The sequence below is a fragment of the Winogradskyella schleiferi genome (assembly GCF_013394655.1).
GTDB lineage: Bacteria > Bacteroidota > Bacteroidia > Flavobacteriales > Flavobacteriaceae > Winogradskyella > Winogradskyella schleiferi.
Genome location: NZ_CP053351.1, coordinates 1804886 through 1827031, shown reverse-complemented (window position 1 = coordinate 1827031; position 22146 = coordinate 1804886). Strand labels below are relative to the sequence as shown.

General features: G+C 34.2%; 22 protein-coding genes. 5 read left to right on the top strand and 17 right to left on the bottom strand.

The genetic code is table 11. The annotated features are described in order from the left end of the window. The first annotated feature begins 80 nt into the window (after nt 1-80). Complete coding sequence (locus HM990_RS07880) at nt 81-908, top strand: phosphatase PAP2 family protein (protein ID WP_178988403.1); 828 nt, start codon at nt 81-83, stop codon at nt 906-908. Nucleotides 909-1155: 247 nt separating this feature from the next. Here HM990_RS07880 and HM990_RS07875 read toward each other — a convergent pair whose 3' ends face one another. The 4 genes from HM990_RS07875 to HM990_RS07860 all read right to left on the bottom strand — a co-directional run bounded on the left by HM990_RS07875 (nt 1156) and on the right by HM990_RS07860 (nt 4596). Then, nucleotides 1156-2052, bottom strand: coding sequence for a DMT family transporter (locus HM990_RS07875; RefSeq protein ID WP_178988402.1), 897 nt, complete (start codon nt 2050-2052; stop codon nt 1156-1158). Nucleotides 2053-2095: 43 nt separating this feature from the next. Beyond that, nucleotides 2096-2572 (bottom strand): SRPBCC family protein, encoded by a 477-nt coding sequence (locus HM990_RS07870; protein WP_178988401.1) that lies wholly within the window; start codon nt 2570-2572, stop codon nt 2096-2098. Between the two features lie 128 nt (nt 2573-2700). Further along, on the bottom strand, nt 2701-3795 hold the full coding sequence (ychF, locus tag HM990_RS07865) for a redox-regulated ATPase YchF (RefSeq protein ID WP_178988400.1): 1095 nt from the start codon (nt 3793-3795) through the stop codon (nt 2701-2703). Nucleotides 3796-4092: 297 nt separating this feature from the next. Beyond that, nucleotides 4093-4596, bottom strand: coding sequence for a hypothetical protein (locus HM990_RS07860; RefSeq protein ID WP_178988399.1), 504 nt, complete (start codon nt 4594-4596; stop codon nt 4093-4095). Between the two features lie 375 nt (nt 4597-4971). Between HM990_RS07860 and HM990_RS07855 the strand changes: the two genes are divergently transcribed. Continuing rightward, nucleotides 4972-5943, top strand: a complete 972-nt coding sequence (locus HM990_RS07855; RefSeq protein ID WP_178988398.1) for an IS110 family RNA-guided transposase — start codon at nt 4972-4974, stop codon at nt 5941-5943. A 57-nt stretch (nt 5944-6000) separates the two neighbouring features. Here HM990_RS07855 and HM990_RS07850 read toward each other — a convergent pair whose 3' ends face one another. Together HM990_RS07850 and HM990_RS07845 are read right to left on the bottom strand one after the other, a co-directional pair. After that, nucleotides 6001-6699 (bottom strand): LytR/AlgR family response regulator transcription factor, encoded by a 699-nt coding sequence (locus tag HM990_RS07850; protein ID WP_178988397.1) that lies wholly within the window; start codon nt 6697-6699, stop codon nt 6001-6003. Then, complete coding sequence (locus tag HM990_RS07845; RefSeq protein WP_178988396.1) at nt 6699-7646, bottom strand: sensor histidine kinase; 948 nt, start codon at nt 7644-7646, stop codon at nt 6699-6701. The genes HM990_RS07850 and HM990_RS07845 overlap by 1 nt, the downstream gene beginning before the upstream one ends. 228 nt (nt 7647-7874) lie before the next feature. Between HM990_RS07845 and HM990_RS07840 the strand changes: the two genes are divergently transcribed. Then, the gene (locus HM990_RS07840) at nt 7875-8963 is read left to right on the top strand and encodes a serine hydrolase domain-containing protein (RefSeq protein ID WP_178988395.1); all 1089 of its coding nucleotides are present in this window, start codon (nt 7875-7877) and stop codon (nt 8961-8963) included. A 409-nt stretch (nt 8964-9372) separates the two neighbouring features. On the opposite strand, the gene HM990_RS07835 is transcribed toward HM990_RS07840, so the two are convergent. The 4 genes from HM990_RS07835 to HM990_RS07820 all read right to left on the bottom strand — a co-directional run bounded on the left by HM990_RS07835 (nt 9373) and on the right by HM990_RS07820 (nt 14614). Then, nucleotides 9373-11469 (bottom strand): vWA domain-containing protein, encoded by a 2097-nt coding sequence (locus tag HM990_RS07835; protein WP_178988394.1) that lies wholly within the window; start codon nt 11467-11469, stop codon nt 9373-9375. A gap of 86 nt (nt 11470-11555) precedes the next feature. Further along, complete coding sequence (locus HM990_RS07830; protein ID WP_178988393.1) at nt 11556-12641, bottom strand: AMP-binding protein; 1086 nt, start codon at nt 12639-12641, stop codon at nt 11556-11558. Between the two features lie 2 nt (nt 12642-12643). After that, on the bottom strand, nt 12644-13579 hold the full coding sequence (locus HM990_RS07825; RefSeq protein WP_178988392.1) for a CPBP family intramembrane glutamic endopeptidase: 936 nt from the start codon (nt 13577-13579) through the stop codon (nt 12644-12646). After that, on the bottom strand, nt 13580-14614 hold the full coding sequence (locus HM990_RS07820; protein ID WP_178988391.1) for an o-succinylbenzoate synthase: 1035 nt from the start codon (nt 14612-14614) through the stop codon (nt 13580-13582). It abuts the gene before it with no gap. 59 nt (nt 14615-14673) lie between these two features. Between HM990_RS07820 and HM990_RS07815 the strand changes: the two genes are divergently transcribed. Beyond that, nucleotides 14674-15573: a sterol desaturase family protein gene (locus tag HM990_RS07815; RefSeq protein WP_178988390.1), complete on the top strand. Its 900-nt coding sequence runs from the start codon at nt 14674-14676 to the stop codon at nt 15571-15573. Between the two features lie 64 nt (nt 15574-15637). Here the strand turns inward: HM990_RS07815 and HM990_RS07810 are convergent, their stop codons facing one another. From HM990_RS07810 to HM990_RS07790, 5 genes are all read right to left on the bottom strand, one after another. Further along, nucleotides 15638-16753 carry a DUF2914 domain-containing protein gene (locus HM990_RS07810; protein WP_178988389.1) on the bottom strand — a complete coding sequence of 372 codons (1116 nt, stop codon included), beginning with the start codon at nt 16751-16753 and terminating at the stop codon, nt 15638-15640. Nucleotides 16754-16863: 110 nt separating this feature from the next. Next, a complete protein-coding gene (locus tag HM990_RS07805) occupies nt 16864-17685 on the bottom strand; it encodes an alpha/beta hydrolase (protein ID WP_178988388.1) in 822 nt (273 codons plus the stop codon). A gap of 30 nt (nt 17686-17715) precedes the next feature. Continuing rightward, the gene (locus tag HM990_RS07800; RefSeq protein WP_178988387.1) at nt 17716-18393 is read right to left on the bottom strand and encodes a metal-dependent hydrolase; all 678 of its coding nucleotides are present in this window, start codon (nt 18391-18393) and stop codon (nt 17716-17718) included. Between the two features lie 36 nt (nt 18394-18429). Beyond that, a complete protein-coding gene (gene menA / locus HM990_RS07795; protein WP_178988386.1) occupies nt 18430-19335 on the bottom strand; it encodes a 1,4-dihydroxy-2-naphthoate octaprenyltransferase in 906 nt (301 codons plus the stop codon). A gap of 15 nt (nt 19336-19350) precedes the next feature. Next, a complete protein-coding gene (locus tag HM990_RS07790) occupies nt 19351-20190 on the bottom strand; it encodes a 1,4-dihydroxy-2-naphthoyl-CoA synthase (RefSeq protein WP_178988385.1) in 840 nt (279 codons plus the stop codon). A gap of 120 nt (nt 20191-20310) precedes the next feature. Between HM990_RS07790 and HM990_RS07785 the strand changes: the two genes are divergently transcribed. After that, a complete protein-coding gene (locus tag HM990_RS07785; protein ID WP_178988384.1) occupies nt 20311-20718 on the top strand; it encodes a hypothetical protein in 408 nt (135 codons plus the stop codon). A gap of 135 nt (nt 20719-20853) precedes the next feature. Here HM990_RS07785 and HM990_RS07780 read toward each other — a convergent pair whose 3' ends face one another. Both HM990_RS07780 and HM990_RS07775 read right to left on the bottom strand, forming a co-directional pair. Further along, complete coding sequence (locus HM990_RS07780; protein ID WP_178988383.1) at nt 20854-21684, bottom strand: CvfB family protein; 831 nt, start codon at nt 21682-21684, stop codon at nt 20854-20856. A gap of 103 nt (nt 21685-21787) precedes the next feature. Beyond that, nucleotides 21788-22129, bottom strand: a complete 342-nt coding sequence (locus tag HM990_RS07775; RefSeq protein ID WP_178988382.1) for a DUF2853 family protein — start codon at nt 22127-22129, stop codon at nt 21788-21790. Nucleotides 22130-22146: the final 17 nt, after the last annotated feature.

Genomic DNA, 22146 nt, shown 5'->3' with positions numbered 1-22146 from the left:
ACAGTGTAAAAGCGTTAATATCTATCGCTTTTGGACACTTATTATTCTACCTAATCGATAATTTTGCCAAAAAAATATACATGAAAATTATAATTGCCTCTCTTTTTATAACTTTATTGAACCTACCGAGTTTAGCACAGCAAAAATCCACATCGCCATACGAGTGGAAATGGAAACGCGATGGTATTTGGACAGCAGCTGGATTAGGAGCCAGTTACTATGGACTATCCCTTATTAGAAACAAAGACGATCTTACTCCAGCCGAATTGCAAAGCGTGATGGAAAAACAAGATGATATTAATTTTATAGACCGTTGGGTCGCAGGAAATAATTCAGACAATGCAAGAAGCATAAGTGATATTCCTTTTGCACTATCTTTTGCAGCCCCTTTTGCACTTTTATTCGATGATGAAGTGAATGACCATACGGCTCAAGTTCTCGGCATTTATCTAGAAAGTATGGCGACAACTGGTGCATTGTATACTATAACAGCAGGATTGGCCAATAGATCCAGACCTTATGTTTATAATACTGAAAACTCAGACTTTAGGAGACTTTCCAAAAATGGGCAACGTTCTTTTTATTCAGGTCATGTGGCTGCAACGGCAACAGCAACATTTTTTTCGGCGAAGGCATTTCAAGATTTTAATCCGGATTCTGCTGGCATTCCTTATGTTTGGGCAGGCGCTGCTATTTTGCCAGCAGCCGTTGGTTATTTAAGACTACAAGCTGGAGAACACTTTTTAACTGATGTACTCTTGGGCTATGGGTTAGGTGCTCTGGCTGGTTATTACATTCCTGAATTACATAAGCGAAAAGATGAGATGAATTTAGGACTGACTCCTGTTATGGGCAGAACACGTTTTGGAGACACTTACCAAGCGCTAAGTTTGAATTATACGTTTTAACAATGTTGTTTTATAAAAGACGATAAATCGCTTACTGAAACAAGTTCAGCACAAGTCGCTTATAGAATCAAGAGCATAGACCAAGTTTTAACTGGCTGAAAAACAGGATTAAAATCATTATTCAATTTTTGTTCTTCATGAATTGTAAAAATATTAAAGCATCTTAAGTTCAATATACTTAAAACCCAACAAAACAAAATCTTAAAGAAATATTGAAAATTTCAACAGGACACTACGTGTTTTAAGACTATTGTTTCTTACTTTTTGAAACCAATAGAATTCCTGAAATAACAATTAAAGTTCCTAAAACCTGAAGCATCGTAAGACTTTCATTTAAAAAAATTACTGCCAGAACAATGGTAGAAATCGGACCAATACCTGCTATAACGGCGAAATTTGAAGAATTGATTAATTTGATGGACATTGACACCAAAAATGAAGGAATTACAGTAGCAAAAACCGCAATGGCCAAGCCTAACATATAAACCTGCCAAGGAAAATTGAAAATATCGTTTTTTGCAACCATTCCGAAATGAATAAATACGCAGACACAAGATACCAACATGGCATAAGCTGTAAATCGCATGACGCCGAATTTAGGAATTAACCAGCCGCTTCCCACTAAGTACGAGGCATAAGTTATAGCACTAAGCAACACAAAAAAGCCGCCTAAAAATGCTTTATTACCAGAGATTGACACTTCACTACCAAATGTGATAAGAATTCCAATGTAGGTTATCAATATAGCTAATTTCTGTACGGCAGTTATCGGTTTTTTAAGAAACCATTTATTGAACACTAACACAATGGTTGGATAAATAAAAAGAATAATGCGTTCTAAACTCGCTTTGATAAATGTTAAACCCACAAAATCAAAATAGCTCGCCAAATAATAACCAACGAACCCAAAAAACACCAACCATAGATAATCCTTAGGTTGCGTTGTGTCTTTCTCTTCGTTTCTGTAGAAATAAGCTATGGCTATATAAAATGGAAACGCAAACAACATTCTTAACAACAAAATACTAATTGCATCAATTTCGTAGCGATACGCTAATTTTACCATTACGGCTTTTGAAGAAAATAAGACAATGCCTAAAATGCCTATTAAAATCCCGTAAACGAACGTTGGCTTCGATTTCATGTTGTGAAAATAAGCAGATTCGTTTTAAAATAGATTGAAATTTTTAGGAATTACGATGTTCAAGTGTGGTGATTTCCTCAGCTTTAAGTCGTAAGTAGTCGTTTCTTACGGTCAGTAACTTTTTCATGTACCGTTCAAGAAAAAGAAAATTTACGAATCGTCCCAAAATTCCAAAAGGCGACTGAAAATGAAATATATCAACCATTAAGGTTTGATCATTCTGATTCTTAAAAATATGTTCATGCTTAAATGACTTGAACGCACCTGATACCATTTCGTCAACAAAATAAGTTGGAGATTCAAATTCAGTAATCTTTGAGGTAAGTTTTTGCTTAATACCAAAATGAGTCGCTTCCCAAGTCACCGTTTCATTCAGTCCTATTAATCCTGACGTTTTACCTGCAATAGCTTTTTCTTTAGAATGAATTAAAGACGCTTGGTGGAAATCGATATTACGTGCTAAATCAAAACAGGTTTTTATATCTGCCTTGATTAGGGTTTTGATTACGATTTTTGGCATTTTATTTTAAATATGAGATTGCCACCTCCTTCGTCACTTCGACAGCGCTCAGTGTGACAACTCGCAATTAAAGCGTGTGTCTTTATTCTTGATTCTTGATTCTATTTGCAACGCGGTATTGATTCTATTTACACATTAAACAAGAAATGCATCACATCACCATCCTTAACTACATAGTTCTTCCCTTCTACTCGCATTTTTCCAGCTTCTTTTACTTTGGCTTCGCTTCCATATTGCACGTAATCATCGTAAGCAATAACCTCTGCTCTAATAAATCCTTTTTCAAAATCAGTATGAATTACGCCTGCCGCTTGAGGTCCTGTGGCACCAACATTTACTGTCCATGCTCTTACTTCTTTAACGCCTGCGGTAAAATAGGTTTGTTGGTTTAATAACTTATAAGCTGATCTGATTAATTTTGCCGAGCCTGGTTCCTCCAATCCAATATCTGCCAAGAACATTTGGCGCTCTTCGTAATCATCCAATTCATTGATATCGGCTTCTGTACCAACTGCCAAAACCAACACTTCTGCGTTTTCGTCTTTAACAGCGTCACGCACTTTTTCTACATAGTCATTTCCAGTTGTTGCCGCACCTTCATCGACATTACAAACATACATAACTGGTTTGTCCGTAATAAACTGCGATGGTTTTACATAATCTTCATAATCTTCTTCTGAAAATTCCAAAGCTCTTACCGAAATCCCTGCCTCTAAGTTTTCTTTTATTTTTAAAAGAATGGCTTCCTCTTTCTGTGCTTCCTTATTACCGGTTTTGGCAGCACGCTTAACTTTGTCTAACTTCTTTTCAGTCGTTTCCAAATCTTTAAGCTGCAATTCCATATCAATAGTTTCCTTATCTCTAATAGGGTTTATAGAACCATCAACATGTACAATGTTCTCATTATCAAAACAACGCAACACATGCAAAATAGCATCGGTTTCCCTAATATTAGCCAAGAATTGATTTCCTAAACCTTCACCTTTAGAAGCGCCTTTTACCAAACCTGCAATATCCACAATCTCTACCGTTGCTGGCATCACACGTTCTGGTTTTACCAATTCCTCTAATTTCTGCAATCTTGGATCTGGTACATTGACCACTCCAATATTAGGTTCTATAGTACAAAACGGAAAGTTGGCACTTTGCGCTTTAGCATTGGATAAACAGTTAAATAAGGTTGACTTTCCTACGTTTGGTAATCCTACGATTCCTGCTTTCATATCTATTTCCCGCGAACGCGGGAATCTTTTTAATTAAACTTAATTCCTCTTTTTTTAAGAGAGTGCAAATGTAGGGAATTAGTGGAATAGTTGAATTATATTTTTTTGGAATAATCAATACCATACATTGTGACGCTCATAGTGTTTTTGCGTGTAAGCACCTAATTTAGCAAATACAAACCGAATAGTGTCTAACTTTTTGGGTGCAGTTCAAAATCCGCGAGTCCCGATAGCTATCGGGATTCGTAAGTAGGCTAGAAACTAGCAAATAATTTTATACGGTGTTGTACAACGTTATTAATCACAATATATATTCAAGAATTCATAAATTCCACTTTTAAGACTTTTACGAAGATTCCCTTTTTTAGTACCGTGAACATAAGTCGTATTTGTTCCAGTTGTTTTAATCTCTTTATCTTCAAATTTAAAATTCAGCTCAGTAGTCATTATCGCATCTGTAGTTCTAAAATCCCATATTATTTTCTCAATTCTAACTTCTACTTTAAGAACAGAATCAGATGGGAAACCAAGAGTTTGAGTCGCTTTTAATTCCGTATTCATATTTTCATTCAATTCATTTACAGCTCTAATAAATGTAAGTTCGTAGTTAGGAATTTTTGATTCGCCAATACTTGGACCTACTTTTTCGATTTTAACAGCATTACTTTGTTTGTCAAAAATGAATTCAATAGGTTTAGTGCATTCTAATGTAGAAGCGAGTTTATTAATTTCTTTATGCGATTTACAATTAAGCATCACAATGGATGAAATCAGTATTATATTCAAGAGTTTAATTTTCAATTTGAAGCGTTTTTTAATGTTGTACAACGGTTTTGTGTGGTTAGTTGCGTGTTTAAGCAACTAATTTAGTAAACAAAAACGAACGCGAGAAAATTCCGAAGGAATTTTCCAAATAAGCACTTGCCAAAGCAATTAATTATACACGGCTTAAGTTTACAATTCATTAAATTAGAGCATAAATCAGAAAAGACAAAAGAGAGGAATAAGGTTAATATACACGCAGAGACTTTAGATCTCGTCAACATTGAAAATCCCCTCTCTTTTCTACACAGATTTCGTACATCCCGATAACTATCGGGACTATGAGGCCTTTTGGACCTCGATTTCAAGTCGTTGAAACTCGCGTAGATTGTCCTTTCATAAAAACATTTTCTTATGAATAAAGATATTAAATATTTTGGGATTGACATCAGTCATTTGGTTTTTGATGTTACAGACTCTGATGGTAATTATCATCAGTTCAAGAACAAATTATCGGGCTTTAAGAAGTTTGCAAAACTCTTGAATTCGAACAGCCATTGTGTGAAGGAAGCTACAGGTTATAACCATTATCAGTTAGCATACTATTTACTCGAAAATGGTATAAATGTATCTGTAGAAAATCCATTGTCTGTAAAACGATTTATCCAGATGAGGCTGTCCAAGATCAAAACGGACAAGAGCGATTCCAAACTTATATGTGCTTATGCTGAGCAAGTAGAATTAAAGCTTCGGAAAGGCAATTCCAAGAATGAGATAGAATGTCTCCAAATCGTCAGAACCCTTTCTGTGTATACAAAACAAAGTACTATGCTAAAAAACAAAATACACGGTGAAGCTGTTTTGGGCAATCCAAGTAAGATTGTTGTAACGTCTTTAAAACGTAGCTTAAGGCAACTGACAAAAGAGATAAAAACCTTAGAGGAAATGCTTTTGGTTTTAGTAAAACAATCGCATCAGGATCTGTTTACACGTTTAAAGACCATTCCAGGTATTGGGCCAAAAACAGCTATTATGTTGGTGTTTTTAACAGGAGGTTTTGATCGTTTTACAAGCGCAAGTGAGCTGTGCAGTTACGCAGGTCTGACTCCAGTAATTAGCCAAAGCGGAAGTAGTGTAAAAGGCCGACCGAGGATAAGTAAAATAGGAAACCAGAAACTGAGAAATTTATTATTTATGTGCAGTTTTAATGCATGTAAATACAACAAGGCTTGCCGAGATCTTTACGAGCGAATTGTGGCCAAAGGAAAGAGCAAAAAATTAGCATTAATCGCAGTGTGTAATAAATTACTAAAACAGGCCTTTGCAATCGCAAAATCAGGCTTGATATATGATGCAGAATATAAAAGTACTTTAGTGAAAAATTAATGAGATTTTACTTGTTTTTTACCACAGTACTTTGTTGTAGCACGTTTTTAAATAATTTTATTTTATTAATCGATTTACATTAAGCTTATACATTTTACCTATTGGAATTTTATGATCCTGAATAAGTATTCTATTGCCTTCAATCAATTCAATTTTATCTATTGAAATAATAAAAGATTTATGTACTCTTATAAATTGATTTACAGGCAAATTATGAGTAAAGGATGTTAAGGTTTGATGTGAAACGATTATTCTGTCAACCATATTAATTTTCACATAATTTCCATAGGCTTCTATAAATAGAATGTCATTAAGCTTAATCTGATAGTATTTTTTATCTTCTTTTATAAATATTTTAGCGTCTTCATTATTTTCAGAATTTTGTATTGATATGGATTTATTAGCCAATGCATCAGAAATTTTACTAACAGATTTTACAAAACGGCTAAAATTAAATGGCTTTAATAAATAATCGTCAATATTCAACTCATAACCTTCTAAAGCAAATTCTTCATAGGCTGTGGTAATGATTATCTTTGGCTGATTAGAAAGTGTTTTTAAAAACTCTAAACCAGAAAGTTTAGGCATATTAATATCTAAAAAGATAAGGTCAATAGAATGTTTATTTAAATAGTCAAGAGCTTCAAAAGCATTATAACAACTTTTTTGAAAGGATAAATACGACAGATTACTTGCATAATCTTTAATATTATCATGTGAGGCTGTCTCATCGTCTACAATTATATATTTTATCATTACTTAATTATTTCTAATGTTGTTGTATAGATGTTTTCTTCCATACTATTACACAGTTTATGACTATTTGGATATAATAAATTTAAGCGATCTTTTAAGTTTTTCAGTCCAATGCCTTCATTTTCTGAAGTATCTTCAGCATCATAATTATTTTTGACAGTAAAACTTATTTTAGCATCATCTTCAATAAGTTTTATATGAACAAATACATTATCAGTTGCTTTTTCAACTCCGTGTTTAAAAGCATTTTCTAATAAATTGATAAATAATAAAGGAGCTACACTAGCATCTGAATTCTTAATCGTTTTTTCAAAGTTAAGATCAATTTCTTTATGGTATCTAGCCGTTTGTAAGTCAATAAAATTAATTAAATAACTAACTTCATCTTTTAACATTACGCTTTCTTTACCACTATCGTAAATAGTAAATCGCATTAAATCAGATAGCTTTAAAACGTAGTCTTGTGCTGCATCAGCATCTTTCTTTATTAGGGAATATAAATTATTTAAGGTGTTAAAGAAAAAATGAGGATTTATTTGATTTTTTAAGAGCATTAATTCTGCTTCTAGTTTATCACTTTTTAATTGCTGAATACCTCTTCGATATTTATAAACCCAATAGAAAATTAAATATGCAATTTCAATAAATAAGGCAATTTTAATGATGTTTTTAAAAAACCCATCCGTTCCTGTAGTTACTTGTACGCCGTAAACTAATAAGGGAATGCTAATTCCGAAGAAAAGATATTTTAGGGTTGGATTAGTCGCTCCAAATTTTATTTTTTCAGTTTGAAAAAGGTAATATAAAAGTGTATAAAAGATCACTAAGCCTAATGATCCTGAAAGTACTGTAAAAATTTCGCTTTGCGCGTTTCTTAAGATCAGCATCAATACAAGGATGATCCCTGATACAATTGCCGATGTTTTAAATAGTTTTTTGTGTGTCATGATATATTTATTTATGATTTTGACACAAATCTATGTTGCGAATTCAAGGGTACAGCTTTTATTTTATGAACGGCTCTTTTCATATTGCAAACGGATCATGTTAGATGATAAAGGTACTTTAAATATCAGAAAGAGACGTATAACATTTAGTACTTGTACTTCATCAAAATAGTTCTAAATCACAAATATTCAGTTCTAGGTTTGCATCAAATTTAAAACATAAAACATATGAAAACTTTAATTACAATTATTACAATGGCATTATCGACCTTATTCGTAAATGCACAAATGACAGCTGAAAAGGAGCTACAAAAAACTTTAGATGAATCTACAGCTATTGCTTTGAAAGAACATAATGTTCCTGGTATGGCAATCGCAATTATTAAAAATGATCAAGTGATTATTAAAAAAGGATATGGATTTTCTGATATAAAAAGCGGAGAAGCAGTTAACAGTACAACAGGATTTAATATTGGATCTATATCAAAAATGTTTACCGCTTGGGGAATTATGAAATTAGTAGAAGAAGGAACACTTAATTTAGACACTCCTGCTTCAAATTATATTTCAGGATGGAACTTGCCTACTAGTGAGTTTGATGCTAATAAAGTAACCATTAGAAATTTATTACAGCATACAGCAGGTTTATCTGTACATGGTTATAATGGGTATGAATCTAAAAATGAATTAACATCAATTAGGCAATCGCTATCTGGAACTTCCAATCCAGATGAAGCCGTAAAGCTTATTATGGAGCCTGAAAGTAAATGGCAATATTCTGGTGGAGGTTATTCTATATTGCAACTTGTCATAGAAGAGGTGAGTGGTAAATCGTTTGCAGACTATATGCAAAAAAACATATTTAAACCTTTAAAAATGAAGCATACGAGTTTCGATATCAATAAAAAGATATTAAAAAACTCTGCTAAAGCGTATGATGAAGAAGCAAAGGAAATACCGTTGCGTCTTTTTAATGCTCAAGCAGCAGCGGGTTTGCATACAACCATAGATGATCTTATTCTCTTTGCAAAAGCATCATTTTCAAGAAATCCTGTATTGTCTAAAAAAAGTATTTCACTTTTAACTGCACCAACTGAAATATCAAAAAGAAATTACGGAATGGGTTATATGGAGATGAATCGTTTTGGAGATTTCACATTGAACGGTCATGGAGGTTCTAACGAAGGTTGGCATTCTGGTTTCATGCTCGATTTTAAATCAAAATCTGGTATTATTATACTTACCAATGGCTCTAATGGAAGGAATGTCTTATTTGGAAGTATGAAAGATTGGGCTCAATGGCATGGAAGTAACTAATTGTATTTCTTTTATTTTAACAGTGAATGACTAATCTAGAGGCATTCACTGTTTTTGCGCGTAATGTGCTACAACACCCGTATAACGTTACCAAAGCCATAAAAGTAACGTTATTTCGCTTAAGTCTATCAATCGGTTGTCAGTAGTAAAGGTATTTATATTTAGCAACTTCACAAATGGCCTGCCCGTTTTTAATCTTGACTTTATTGGTTTTCATACAGATTCGTATGGTCTTAAGCTTGGCATGCCGCACTTTGGATTTTGTTTCTTTGCCTTATTACTAAAATCAATGTGCTGTTTACCTTCAAATAGCCTCTATCTGTTGTTACTTAAAAAATTTCAGCACAGTTGAGCGAAGTTAGTATTAAAAACAGTACTATCTATACGTAACTTTACGTATATTTCTATCCTACTTCAAACTATCATAAGATTTCACCAATCTCATAAATTCAGCTCTATAACCGTCTGAATCAGCTCCTCTCCCACTTTCGGCCAATTCAATCACTTTAGAGGTTGAAGCGTTGTTGACATATTTTGAATTTCGTAATTGCATACCGAATAAGGCCACAGCTGAAGCGAAATTCATGTCCTCAGAAGCTTCTGTGAGTTGTGTATTTTGAATATGAACCATTTCAATACTGGTATCTTCATTCGGCTTTTTATATCTGAATTTTACCGTGAACAATTCATCTTCGTAATTTGCGGACACTTTTGATTGGGTATATTTTAAATCTGGAATGGCGTTAAGATAGTCACTTTTTATGCCGACTGGAATGACTTCATACAATGCCGTAACCGTATGTCCACTACCCAATTCACCAGCATCTTTGGAGTCATCTATAAAATCTTCATCAGCTAGCAATCTGTTTTCATAGCCTATTAAACGATAAGCTTGCACTTTTTTAGGATTGAATTCCACTTGAATCTTTACATCTTTAGCAATTGTAAAAAGTGTACCGCCAAATTCCTTTCCAAATACCTTTTGTGCTTCTTGCATATTATCGATATAGGCATGATTTCCGTTGCCTTTATCAGCAAGCGTTTCTAGTTTCGAATCTTTATAGTTCCCATAGCCGAAACCTAAAACCGATAAAAATACGCCAGATTTACGTTTCTCTTCAATTAAGGTTTGCATCGCTTTATCACTCGAAGCGCCAACATTAAAATCGCCATCTGTGGCCAAAACCACACGATTGTTGCCGTTCTTTTTAAAATTCTTTTCCGCTAGTTTATAAGCCAACTCAATGCCTGCACCTCCAGCTGTAGAACCGCCAGAATTTAAATGATCCAAAGCTGACAAGATGCTTTCTTTTTCGTTTCCAGAGGTTGGTTCTAAAACCACGCCTGCTGCTCCAGCATACACCACAATAGACACCTTGTCCTTTTCCCGTAATTGATTTACCAAAAGTTTAAAAGCACTTTTTAACAACGGCAATTTATTTTGCGAACCCATAGAGCCCGACACATCAATTAAGAAGGTTAAGTTAGATGCTGGCAACTGATCGTTTTCATAGCTTTTGCCTTGTAGTCCGATTCTAACCAACTGCGTGTCTTTGTGCCATGGTGTTTCAACTACTTCTGTATGAATGGAAAAAGGATGTTGGTCGGTAGGTTGCGGATACTTATAGTTAAAATAATTTACCATTTCTTCAAGTTTAACGGCATCTGGCGGAATGGTTTCGCCATTGTTAATCATGCGTCTTACATTTGAGTAACCTGCTTTATCTACGTCAATTGAGAAGGTTGATAACGGCGACATCGCTGTGCTTTCAAAATTATTTTCAGTAATATTCGCATAATCTTCATCATTCTGAATACGATAATTTCCGCTTTTGGTGGTAATAACAATACAACCATATTTCGCTGAGTTTCCAAATTTGTTAATGGCTTCAGAAGACTTATAAATATTGACACTATCAATGGTATCAGGATCTAATTGCTCTATTAAGGTATTATAACTTTTCTGAACTGGGATTCCATCTACAATATATAATAAGTTTGAAATGTTAGACTTGGTAGTGCCTTTAATTTTAATACCAGCAACCTGACCAGCAAGTTGATTAGTGATTTTATTGTGGACTCGTTTTCGCGCTTGATTTCTTAATTGTGATTTACTGGTTTGATGGGATTCCACACTGACCACAGAAACTGCACCTGTAAAAGCTCTTTTTTTGCTTACAGAATATGCCGTAACAACAACTTCATCCAGACTATTGCTATCACTTTCCAAAGCCACATTAATTCTTGAAACGCTTCCAACTTTAACCTCTGTGGTTATATAGCCTATATAACTAAAAACCAGAATATCTCCCGAATTTACCTGAATGCTGTATTTGCCATCAAAATCCGTTTGAGTTCCTTTGGAATTCCCTTTGATAATAACATTTACGCCTGGTAATGGCAAGGCATCATCTGCTGTTGTTACAATTCCTGAGATTGTTTTTTCTTGGGCTTGTATCTGCCATGAGGACAAAACAAGAGCTAAAATAAGTACTAGATTTTTCATAATAGTTGATTTATAAGTTTACGTAAACCTATAAACAACTACCGTAATGTAAAACCCACAATGAGTGAAGTGTCTGTTTGAATGAGTTAACTACCCAAAACCGCCTTTATCGTTTTTTTACGTTGAATTTTTCCGTTTACGGTTTCAGAGAATTTATCCACGCTATAGATTTTCTTAGGCACTTCAAACTTGTCTAACGTCTTTAAGTCTTGAATAGCTTTTAGAATATCATCGGTAGAACCTGTTGGTTTTTCAACAATAAGAATTAATTTTTCGCCTAAAGTAGCATCGTCTTCGCCAGCAACAATAAAGCGTTGCTTAATGGCTGGCTGTAGCTTATCCTCTATTTGTTCTGGGAATAATTTTACACCACCAGAATTTACAACGTTATCAAAACGCCCTAAAAGTTTAAAGCTAGTTTCTGACTTTAAATCGACGATATCGTTAGTAATCAATGCTTGCTTGACCAATTTTGGGGCATGTATGACTAAGCAATTTCTGTCGTCTTTCTCAAATTTAATATTCTGCAATGCACTAAAATACGGCTCTCGTTCTCCAGATTTGGATTCTAACCGCCTTATGGCCACATGTGTTACGGTTTCCGTCATGCCGTAGGTTTCATAGAATTTAGACTCACAGCCTTTTATTTTTTCTATTAAAGGTTTGGTGACCTTAGAACCACCAACAATGATGGTTTTTATATTCTGAATATAATTAATGGTATGTTTTAATTGCAACGGAATCATCGCACAGAAGTCGTACGTTTTCTCGTAATCGAAAGCAGGTTGTGCGTCTGGCTCTACAAAATCGATTTCCAAACCTAAGACCAACGCACGGACAAACATCATCTTACCAGCAATAAAATGACTTGGTAAACAATGCAAGGCTTTATCACCTGGTTCCAGTCCAAAGAAATTACCAGTGGCAATGGCAGAATTCACCATCGCTTGTTTCTTAAGTTTAACTTGCTTAGGATAACCTGTAGAACCAGAAGTGTTTACGATTAAAAAATCTTTGCTGTTTAACCAATCTATTAAGAAATCACCCGTTACTTTTTCATAAGGTTTTCCTTCTTTTATAAGACTATACGCTACTTCTTTTAATTCTTCATGGCTAAAATGAAGTCCATTAAATTTAAACTTGTTATGTACTTTGTCGTAAGTTGGTGTCATAATTATCCTATTATTTTATAATCTTCTTTTGGTGGTTCGGTGACTTTTCCTACTAATTTTTCTTTCCAATTAGTCCAGCCGTATTTTTTTGATAGTATGAGTAGCATGATTGGATAAACGACCAATATTGGCACTATGATATCTGAAATTGCTCCTAATTCAGGTTCAGACGTATCTTTAAAAATTGCATCAGTTTGCAAGGCTGTCCAATCTGCAGTGACCAATAACGACGCAATAAGATTATTCCCTAAGTGAAAGCCCAAGGCTAACTCTAAACCTTCATCCATCAAAGTCATAATACCCAATAACAAACCAGTTCCTACATAAAAAGTCATCATTTGCCAGAAGCCAATGGCTCCAACTTCTGGATTTGCACTGTGTGCTATACCAAATAGAACAGAAGTTAAAATTAGCGGAAACCATTTATTTTTCACCAATATACCTACATTTTGCATTAAATAACCTCTAAATAAGTATTCTTCCAAACCTATTTGAAATGGAAATAGAATAATACTAATCACAAAAAGCACCGCAAATTTAACAGCATCAAATTGAAATACAAGATTCGATGAATCAATGGCATACATAATGAAAAATGTAGCAATAGTATATATGGTTATCATTAAAAACGAAAACAAAATCCGTCCAAAATCGACTTTAGGTCGTGTTGTTGTTAGTGACAATATGCTCCTTTGATGCACAAACTTTACTAAAATGAATAAAAGCCCTAATAAGAAGGCAAAAGGCAAGAGATTCATTATTAAAGATAGATTTGGCGGAATCTGTTTCATTAAATCATAAGCCATTTCCAAATCTGCAGGATCCGCAAATAAAAAGTAAATAAAATTGCCAATAAAAATACCTGCAACCAGAATTGTGGTTAAGATAAACATCCAAAGTTCGCGCTGTCCTTTGTAGGCTTGTTGTATGTAATTCATTTATAAATTAAATTTCCAGGGTTGTTTTAAATCGTATCGCAAAGTACCATTTTTTACTTTTAATGGCGAAGGAAAATTATTAGTATATAAACTTCCTGTGCCTAAACCTTGTGGCATTTTGTTCTTTAAGGTGTATGTCCATTGTGAAATAGCATTTAAGCCCACGTTACTTTCTAATGCACTTGTTATCCACCAGTTGATATTAAAGTTTTCCGCAATCTCTATCCATTGCTGACTTCCAAAAAACCCACCAACTAAACTTGGTTTTAAAATAATATAATGTGGTTTAATAGATTGAAGTACATCTTGTCTATCACTTTTAGAAAACACACCAATCAATTCTTCGTCTAACGCAATTGGAAGCGGTGTGATGTCACAAAGTTTTGCCATTTCCTCAAATTGCTTTGGCTTAATGGGTTGTTCTATGGAATGTAATTGGTAATCTGACAGTAGTTTTAATTTTTCCAAAGCATCTTCCGGCGAAAATGCACCATTGGCATCTACGCGTAATTCTATATCTGAAACTGAAAACTCCTTACGTATTGATTTTAAAATATTTAATTCCGTTTGAAAATCAATAGCTCCAATTTTTAATTTGATGCAATCGAATCCGGCTTCAATCTTTTCTTTGATTTGAATTCGCATAAAATCTTCATTTCCCATCCAAACCAGTCCATTAATAGGAATGGAGCCTTTTCCTTTGGTGAAATCTGAAGGGAATAATTGAAATTGATCTTCATTTTCTAGAGATTTAAAGGCTGTTTCCAATCCAAATTGAATACTTGGAAATTCTATCAATGCATTTAAAAGATGATCTAGACCAGAATCTATATTTTCGCATACCCACTTCAATTTCGCTTCGTAATCTGGTCTGTCATCAATGGACAATCCTCTTAAAATACCACATTCGCCTACACCAACTTTATCATCGTTATTCAGCTTTATAAACCATGTTTCCTTTATCGTCATTACACCTCTCGATGTGCCACTTGGTCGCTTAAAGTCTAAAATATATTTTTGGTAAGTTGCTTTCATAATTTCAACCAAAAATAGTCATTTATTTTTGTAAATTAGAGCCCAAACAACAACTCATAATGCCAGATTTCCCTAATATTATTCTTTATGCGATACCATTTTTTATACTGGCCATGTTGTTAGAATTGTATGTTACAGCAAAACAGCACATTAAAACTTACGAAACTAAAGATGCGTTCTCTTCTATTGCTATGGGTTTGGGTAATGTATTTTTAGGTTTTGCGAGCAAAGCTTTAGTCCTATTAATCTTTTTTTGGCTTTATGATAATTTTAGGCTGTTTACAATTCCTATAGCTTGGTGGTCATTTGTAATTCTGTTTTTTTTAGATGACTTTTCTTATTATTGGTTTCATAGAGTGTCGCACGAATGTCGTTTGTTTTGGGCATCGCACGTGGTACATCATTCTTCTCAGCACTATAATTTGAGTACAGCGCTTCGGCAGACTTGGTCTGGTGGTTTTTACACCTTTATTTTTTGGCTGTGGCTCCCGATTCTTGGCTTTCATCCTGCCATGATTTTATTGCAAATGTCTATTAGTTTGCTATATCAATTTTGGATTCATACCGAAGCTATAAATAAAATGCCCAAATGGTTTGAAGCTGTTTTCAATACACCTTCCCATCACAGAGTGCATCATGGTAGTAATCCTATTTATTTAGATCGAAATCATGCTGGAATTTTAATTATTTGGGATAAACTATTTGGCACATTTCAACCCGAATTAGACGACGAAAAAGTGAAATACGGCTTGGTTACCAATATTAAAACCTACAATCCCATTAAGATTGCCTTTATTGAATGGTGGCATATGATTACGGATGCTTTTACAGGACGCAAATCCTTGAAAAGCAGAATTCTTTATCTCTTTAAACCTCCTGGTTGGAAACATGATGGCAGCGGTAAGGTAAGTGATGATTTAAGAAATGAATGGATGAAAATTAAGAATCGTAAAAAGTAATACTAAAACATTTGTACAATGCGTACAAACTTTAAGATTCCTAGAAAGCTTTTATTATCCGTTATTAGAATCTCTTGTTAACCAAATTTGAAGAATGGCTTGAATCACTGATTATAATTTCGAAATCAATAACACCAATTATCAATTCCTCCTCGGTAATCACTTCTACTTTCCATAAGCCATTCTTCACATTGCTTTTATAAGTGTAACCACGATAACCATCATCTCGCCCTCCAGCGATTTCATAACCTATATCCTCCACAACTTCCCATTCCTTTAAATCAACATTATACCAATTCCAGCGATGAAGGATTGATTTTTCTATTTCTGTTGGCGCAAAAATGGATGTGAAAATATATACGGCTTCGTTTGGTTTGGCATTAAACTTTAGTTCATGTTCTCTCCAAAACATATACCATTCGTTTTTTTCATAACTAACAACATAGGTATTGTTTTCAACTGTTACATGATGTGCTACAATACCATTTTGAAGTGCAAGCGGTACAGGTGGAATAAGATTAAAAATATAAAACAAATTAATGATCACGTACAATCCAAGGACGATTCCGATAATTTTACCAAATTTTACTTCGGCTCTTGTACTTGGACTTTTAACATAAACGACTATTATTAATAATAAGGTTAAAACCAAACTTACAATACCTGATAAAATAAATACTCGAGTACTCATTTGTTTAATAATGACAGGAATCATGAATGAAAAGAACGTAAAGCTGATGAAAAAGTATACGCTAAATTGTAAGTACTTATTAGATATTCTTTTTTTGAGCAACTCATTGGCAAAAAGTAAGACCAACAAGATGATAAAAAAGGACATCGTTTTTGATAGGGAAACACTTCTTGAAAAATAAATGACATAAGCACTAGACAATGCACCAAAGAAAAACTGGATGGCTAAAGGAAAATAAATTTTATAGCGATCTATAAATCCTATTCTGAATTTTGCATCATCGGCTATATTGTAGAGATAAAGTGTGATGGTCATTAGTGTCATATGAGAACACAGAACAACCATATCATATAAGCGATCTACACGACCAAGCGTTAAGGTATCGAAAATAAACCCACTAATAAAGAACAAAACTGGTGCATATTTTTCATGTTTTCGAATGAATCTCCGGAATGCACTATTCCTAAATTTAACTAAGGTCCTTTTCATATAAGGTTGTGTAGGGCTTAAGAATTAAGAATTAAGAATTAAGAATTAAGAATTAAGAATTAAGAATTAAGAAAAGCTAAAAATCTTTTTTAAAAACTCTTGATGAAATTTTAATTTTTTTCAACATTCAATATCCAAGTTAGGGCTTTTTCCTTAGTAGCTCTAAAAATGGCGTTGTGTTTTTCTTTGGGTTCGTCCGAGTATTTCCAGATTAATTCCTGTGCCGCTTCGTTTTCTAAAGTTTTTGCGAGATTATTGGTGTGCACAGAAATATCCTCAACCCCAGAACCGGCAAACCAAAGCTTGATTTTTTTATCCGGAAAATTTTCCAAATAACGCTTCGCATTGCGTTCTAAATAATGATTATTCCACCATAACGATGGATCCATAGCGACGTAAAAATCGAATGTATCTGGTTTTAGAAAAAAGGTTTCCATAACGAATAAACCCGCTAAGGATTCGCCAATAATACCTTTTTCATTGGTGGTTCTATATTTTTCATTGATTTCAGCCATTAATTCATCAGTAATAAAAGCACGGAAATTTTTTGCGCCATCGGTTAAAGGACAATATTGTTCATCTTCCTTGACCTCAGACGGTCCTGATAAATCTTTTCTTCGATCTGTATTCTCGATACCAACTAAGATTATTGGTGGAATACTTTTATTTTCGACCAATTTAGCAACTGTATTGGCAATGTGCGGAAAATCCTCTTGCACAATACCTCCATCTGGCATATACAAAACCGGAAAGGCATCATTACTGGATTTATAATTTGGTGGTGTCCAAACATTAATGACCCTTGTTTCATTTACTATTTTTGAATCTATTGTAAAATCGTCGTGTGGTGGGACTGGATCATTGTATTGTGGAGTGGTTTTGCAGCTTAGCAAACAAAGAAACAATATTATAAAACCAAGTGCTTTTTGCATGTTATTTGTTTTAAAAATTTAGTGATTGATTTATAATTCCATATTCGCACCAATCTCCAATAACATCAGGTCCTTGCCTTTATCATAGAATTTTCGCTTGGCTTCTTCATGGTCGATTTCAATATAGCCAAAAGTATCATAATGACAACCCAATATTTTATCGCAATCTATAAAATCGCTTGCTATAATAGCATCGTCTATTCCCATGGTAAAATTATCGCCAATTGGTAAGATCGCTAAATCGAGTTTGGTTTGCATGGGAATCAGTTTCATATCCATAGTCAAAGCCGTATCGCCAGCAATATAGATCGTTTTGTGCTCGCCTTCAATAATGAAGCCGCCTGGTTGTCCACCATAACTGCCATCTGGAAATGAAGACGTGTGAATCGCATTAACGTATTTCACATTGCCAAATTCGAAATCCCAAGAACCGCCATGATTCATCGGATGACCTTCCAAATCTTTATTTTGAAAATGGGTTACGATTTCATAATTAGAAACAATAACAGCTCCTGTACGTTTAGCAATGGCCTCCACATCGAGAATATGATCTTGATGGGCATGCGTTACCAAAATATAATCAGCTTTTAAAGTCTCAATGTCTATTTCTGACGCTTTTTCGTTTCCTGTGATAAACGGATCTACTAAAATATTGATATCCTTGATTTGAATACCAAATGTGGCATGGCCATAGAATGTGATTTTCATATTGAATTAATTTTAAAACGTTAATACCTTTTAAAATTAATACAAAATATAACCAATACCTAATAGGATTGAAAACAGAAATGTGGAAAGTGCTAAAACCTTTAGTTGACTGTCAAAATCATTGGGCTGAACAGCTGCTTTTATCTTTTTAATATGAATAATTAAAGGGACAAATGCCAATACATACATAAAATTGTACGGTTCAACATAATATAATATTGAAAATACAACCGTAAATACCATGGCTCCTAATATAAGAGTAAAGTGATAGTTCTTCGCTCTTGCCATGCCTAACTTTACGGCTAATGTTATTTTACCAGCATTAGTGTCGGATTGGATGTCTCTCATGTTATTTAAATTCAACACACCAACACTCAACAATCCCAAAGCTATGGCTGGAAGAATAACCACATGATCTAAAGTGTGCATATATAGAAAGTAACTTCCCACAGTACTTAGCAACCCAAAAAAGATGAATACAAATACATCGCCAAGTGCGCGATAGCCATAGGGCGAATCTCCCATCGTATAATTTAAAGCGGCATAAATAGAAAACCCTCCAAGAATCATGAATAGTAAAATATAAAGAAAGTTACCTGTGCCAAAGGCTGCCCAAAGAAGTGCTAAAGTCAATACGATTACAATAAGAATATTATGCCTTATGGCGTTAAACATCTCATCTGGTGTAATCTCACCACTTTGTATCGCTCGTTGTGGACCGACCCGTTCGTCATTGTCCGTCCCCTTTATGCCGTCACCATAATCATTGGCTAAATTAGACAACACCTGTAAACTTATGGTAGTTAATATAGCCAAAACCAAAACCCAAGGATTAAAGCGACCATTATAATAAGCGAAACAACTACCAAGAATGATTCCGGAAACAGAAAGCGGCAGCGTTCTTAAGCGCATGGCAGATAGCCACGGTTTAATTTTCTTCATTTAAATGCCTTTAAATTATGGAATCCATTTTTTAGGAAAATTAGGCTTTCTTTTTTCTAGAAAAGCATCTCTACCTTCTTTAGCTTCATCTGTCATGTATGCTAAACGCGTGGCTTCACCTGCAAATACTTGTTGCCCGACCATACCATCATCGGTAAGATTCATAGCAAATTTCAGCATTTTTATAGAGGTCGGTGATTTTGCCAATATTTCTTGAGCCCATTCATAAGCAGTATCTTCTAATTCCGCATGAGGAACCACAGCATTGACCATTCCCATATCAAAAGCTTCTTGAGCCGAATAGTTTCTTCCCAAGAAAAATATTTCCCTTGCTTTTTTCTGTCCCACCATTTTTGCCAAATAAGCAGATCCGTAACCACCATCAAAACTGGTAACATCGGCATCTGTTTGCTTAAAAATCGCATGTTCCTTACTGGCTAAGGTAAGATCGCAAACCACATGTAAACTATGGCCTCCACCAACTGCCCAACCTGGAACCACAGCAATCACTGCTTTTGGCATAAATCGGATGAGGCGTTGTACTTCTAAAATATTTAAGCGATGGTAACCATCTTCTCCAACATACCCTTGGTGTCCTCTCGCCTTTTGATCACCTCCAGAACAAAAGCTCCAAATACCATCTTTGGTCGAAGGACCTTCAGCACTTAAAAGCACCACGCCAATATTCACATCTTCACCTGCATCATAAAACGCATCATAAAGTTCTGATGTTGTTTTTGGCCTAAATGCATTTCTTATTTCTGGTCTATTAAATGCAATTCTAGCAACGCCATTGCATTTTTGGTATGTTATATCTTCATAAGATTTAGCAACCTTCCAATCTATAGAGCTCATTCTTTAATATTTTGAGCACAAAAATAAGGAATTAATAGTAATGCCCTAAACGTAATTTTTTGTTTGATTATCTTATATGAAAGTCTATATTTGCCCTCTTATTTTAAGCCCTAAATTAAAATGACTAATTTCATTGACTCATTAAATAATGCGTACCATTCATATCAAACTAATATCGGTAAAATCTATTTTTTCGAAAACTACGTCATCACAAACTTTGATGAAGGTGTTGATATAGACTATGAAAACTTTGATGAAGTTGAAGGTCTTATAAAACGCCATTTTAAAGAAAAACCATTTGGTTTTATTGCTAACAGAAGCCATTCATATTCAATTAATTTAACTGATGCAAGATCATTTAATAAGGCATTTCCAAACTTGAAGGCCTACGCTATAGTTGTTTATAACTCATTGACTGAAAGAGTATTTGAGATAGAAAATCATTTCTTCACGTACAATAGAAAAGCATTTAAAGATATTGGTCATGCTATATGTTGGGTGGAAGAAAACCTACAGGTGAATAAGTAATCTAAACCACACATCATTAAACAAAGCAAATCGGAAATTGGCGTTACCAGCTCCGTTAAACACGTTATACTTAAAAAATTTGTGAAGGTCTAGATACAAATACGATTTATCATAGAGTAAAAATTATTTGTATCTTTAAACCAAACGAATACCATCCGCTTCAATTGTGATTTGGCGCTCTTTATAAAGGGTGCCAATTGCTTTTTTGAAACTTTTTTTACTCATTTGAAGTTGATTCTTTATATCGTCAGGATTAGATTTATCATGAAGCGGAATAAAGCCACCATTATCATGCAATTCATTTAAGATATGTTCTGCATTCGGTTCAATATTTCTGTAACCGATTTGATTGAGAGAAATATCCAATTTATTATCTGGTCGTACTTTTTTAACGATGCCCTTAAGTCGGTCTCCAACACTAATATCTTTATAAATATCATCGTTAAAAACGAGGCCCAAATGTGTTTTGTTGACAATCACATTCATTCCCAATTCTGATGGATGCGACACAATTAAATCAACTTCGTCAAATTGGGCAACGGTTAATTCCTTATTATCCAAAAACTGATTGGTTTTACTCGACGCCACTAAACGTTCAGTTTCTTCATCCAAATAGCAATAGACCAAATACCATCCTCCTGCTTTCATTTTAAACGCCTGTTCCTTAAAAGGACAGAACAACTCCTTTACCAAACCCCAATCTAAAAATGCACCATAATCCGTAACTTGGTTACAGCGTAATAAAGCAAAATCACCTTTTTTAATATAGGGCTGGTCAGTAGTTGCTACAGGACGTTCTTCATTATCCAAATACACAAAAACCTCAATTTTATCGCCAATTTCAAAGACCTTTGGCACATAACGATTAGGCAAAAGCACTTCTCCTTCGTTGCCGTCACCTAAAAACAAGCCAGGTTCTGTATCTCTTAAAATTTCCAGTGTATTATATTCGCCTAAGTTTATCATGTTGCAAAGGTAGGAATAAGTTATAAGTTGTAAGTTAGATTCATTAAAAAAGACCCTTCGTAATTAGAAAGGGCCTTGTCTTTTTATTGAATTAAATATGCCTCTATGAGTAAACAGATTCTTTATTGAAGTGCTTTGTCAACAAGTAATATACTACGACTCTATATTTAGTTCTGTTAGATCTGCCATATTTTTCTATAACCGCATCAATGGCTTTGTCTAAATCAGCACCCTCTTTTAAGCCTAATTTCTTAATTAAAAAATTATTTTTTACGGTCGCTAATTCTTTCTCATCTGAACCAGAAACTGTAGCAGAATCTGCATTGTAAATGGAAGGTCCTAAACCAATCGCTACTTTAGTCAATAAATCCATATCTGCAGTTACACCACATTTCTCTTCTAAATCTGCTGCATACTTGGCTATTAAATCGTCTCTTTTACTCATGTTTATTATTATTTTTA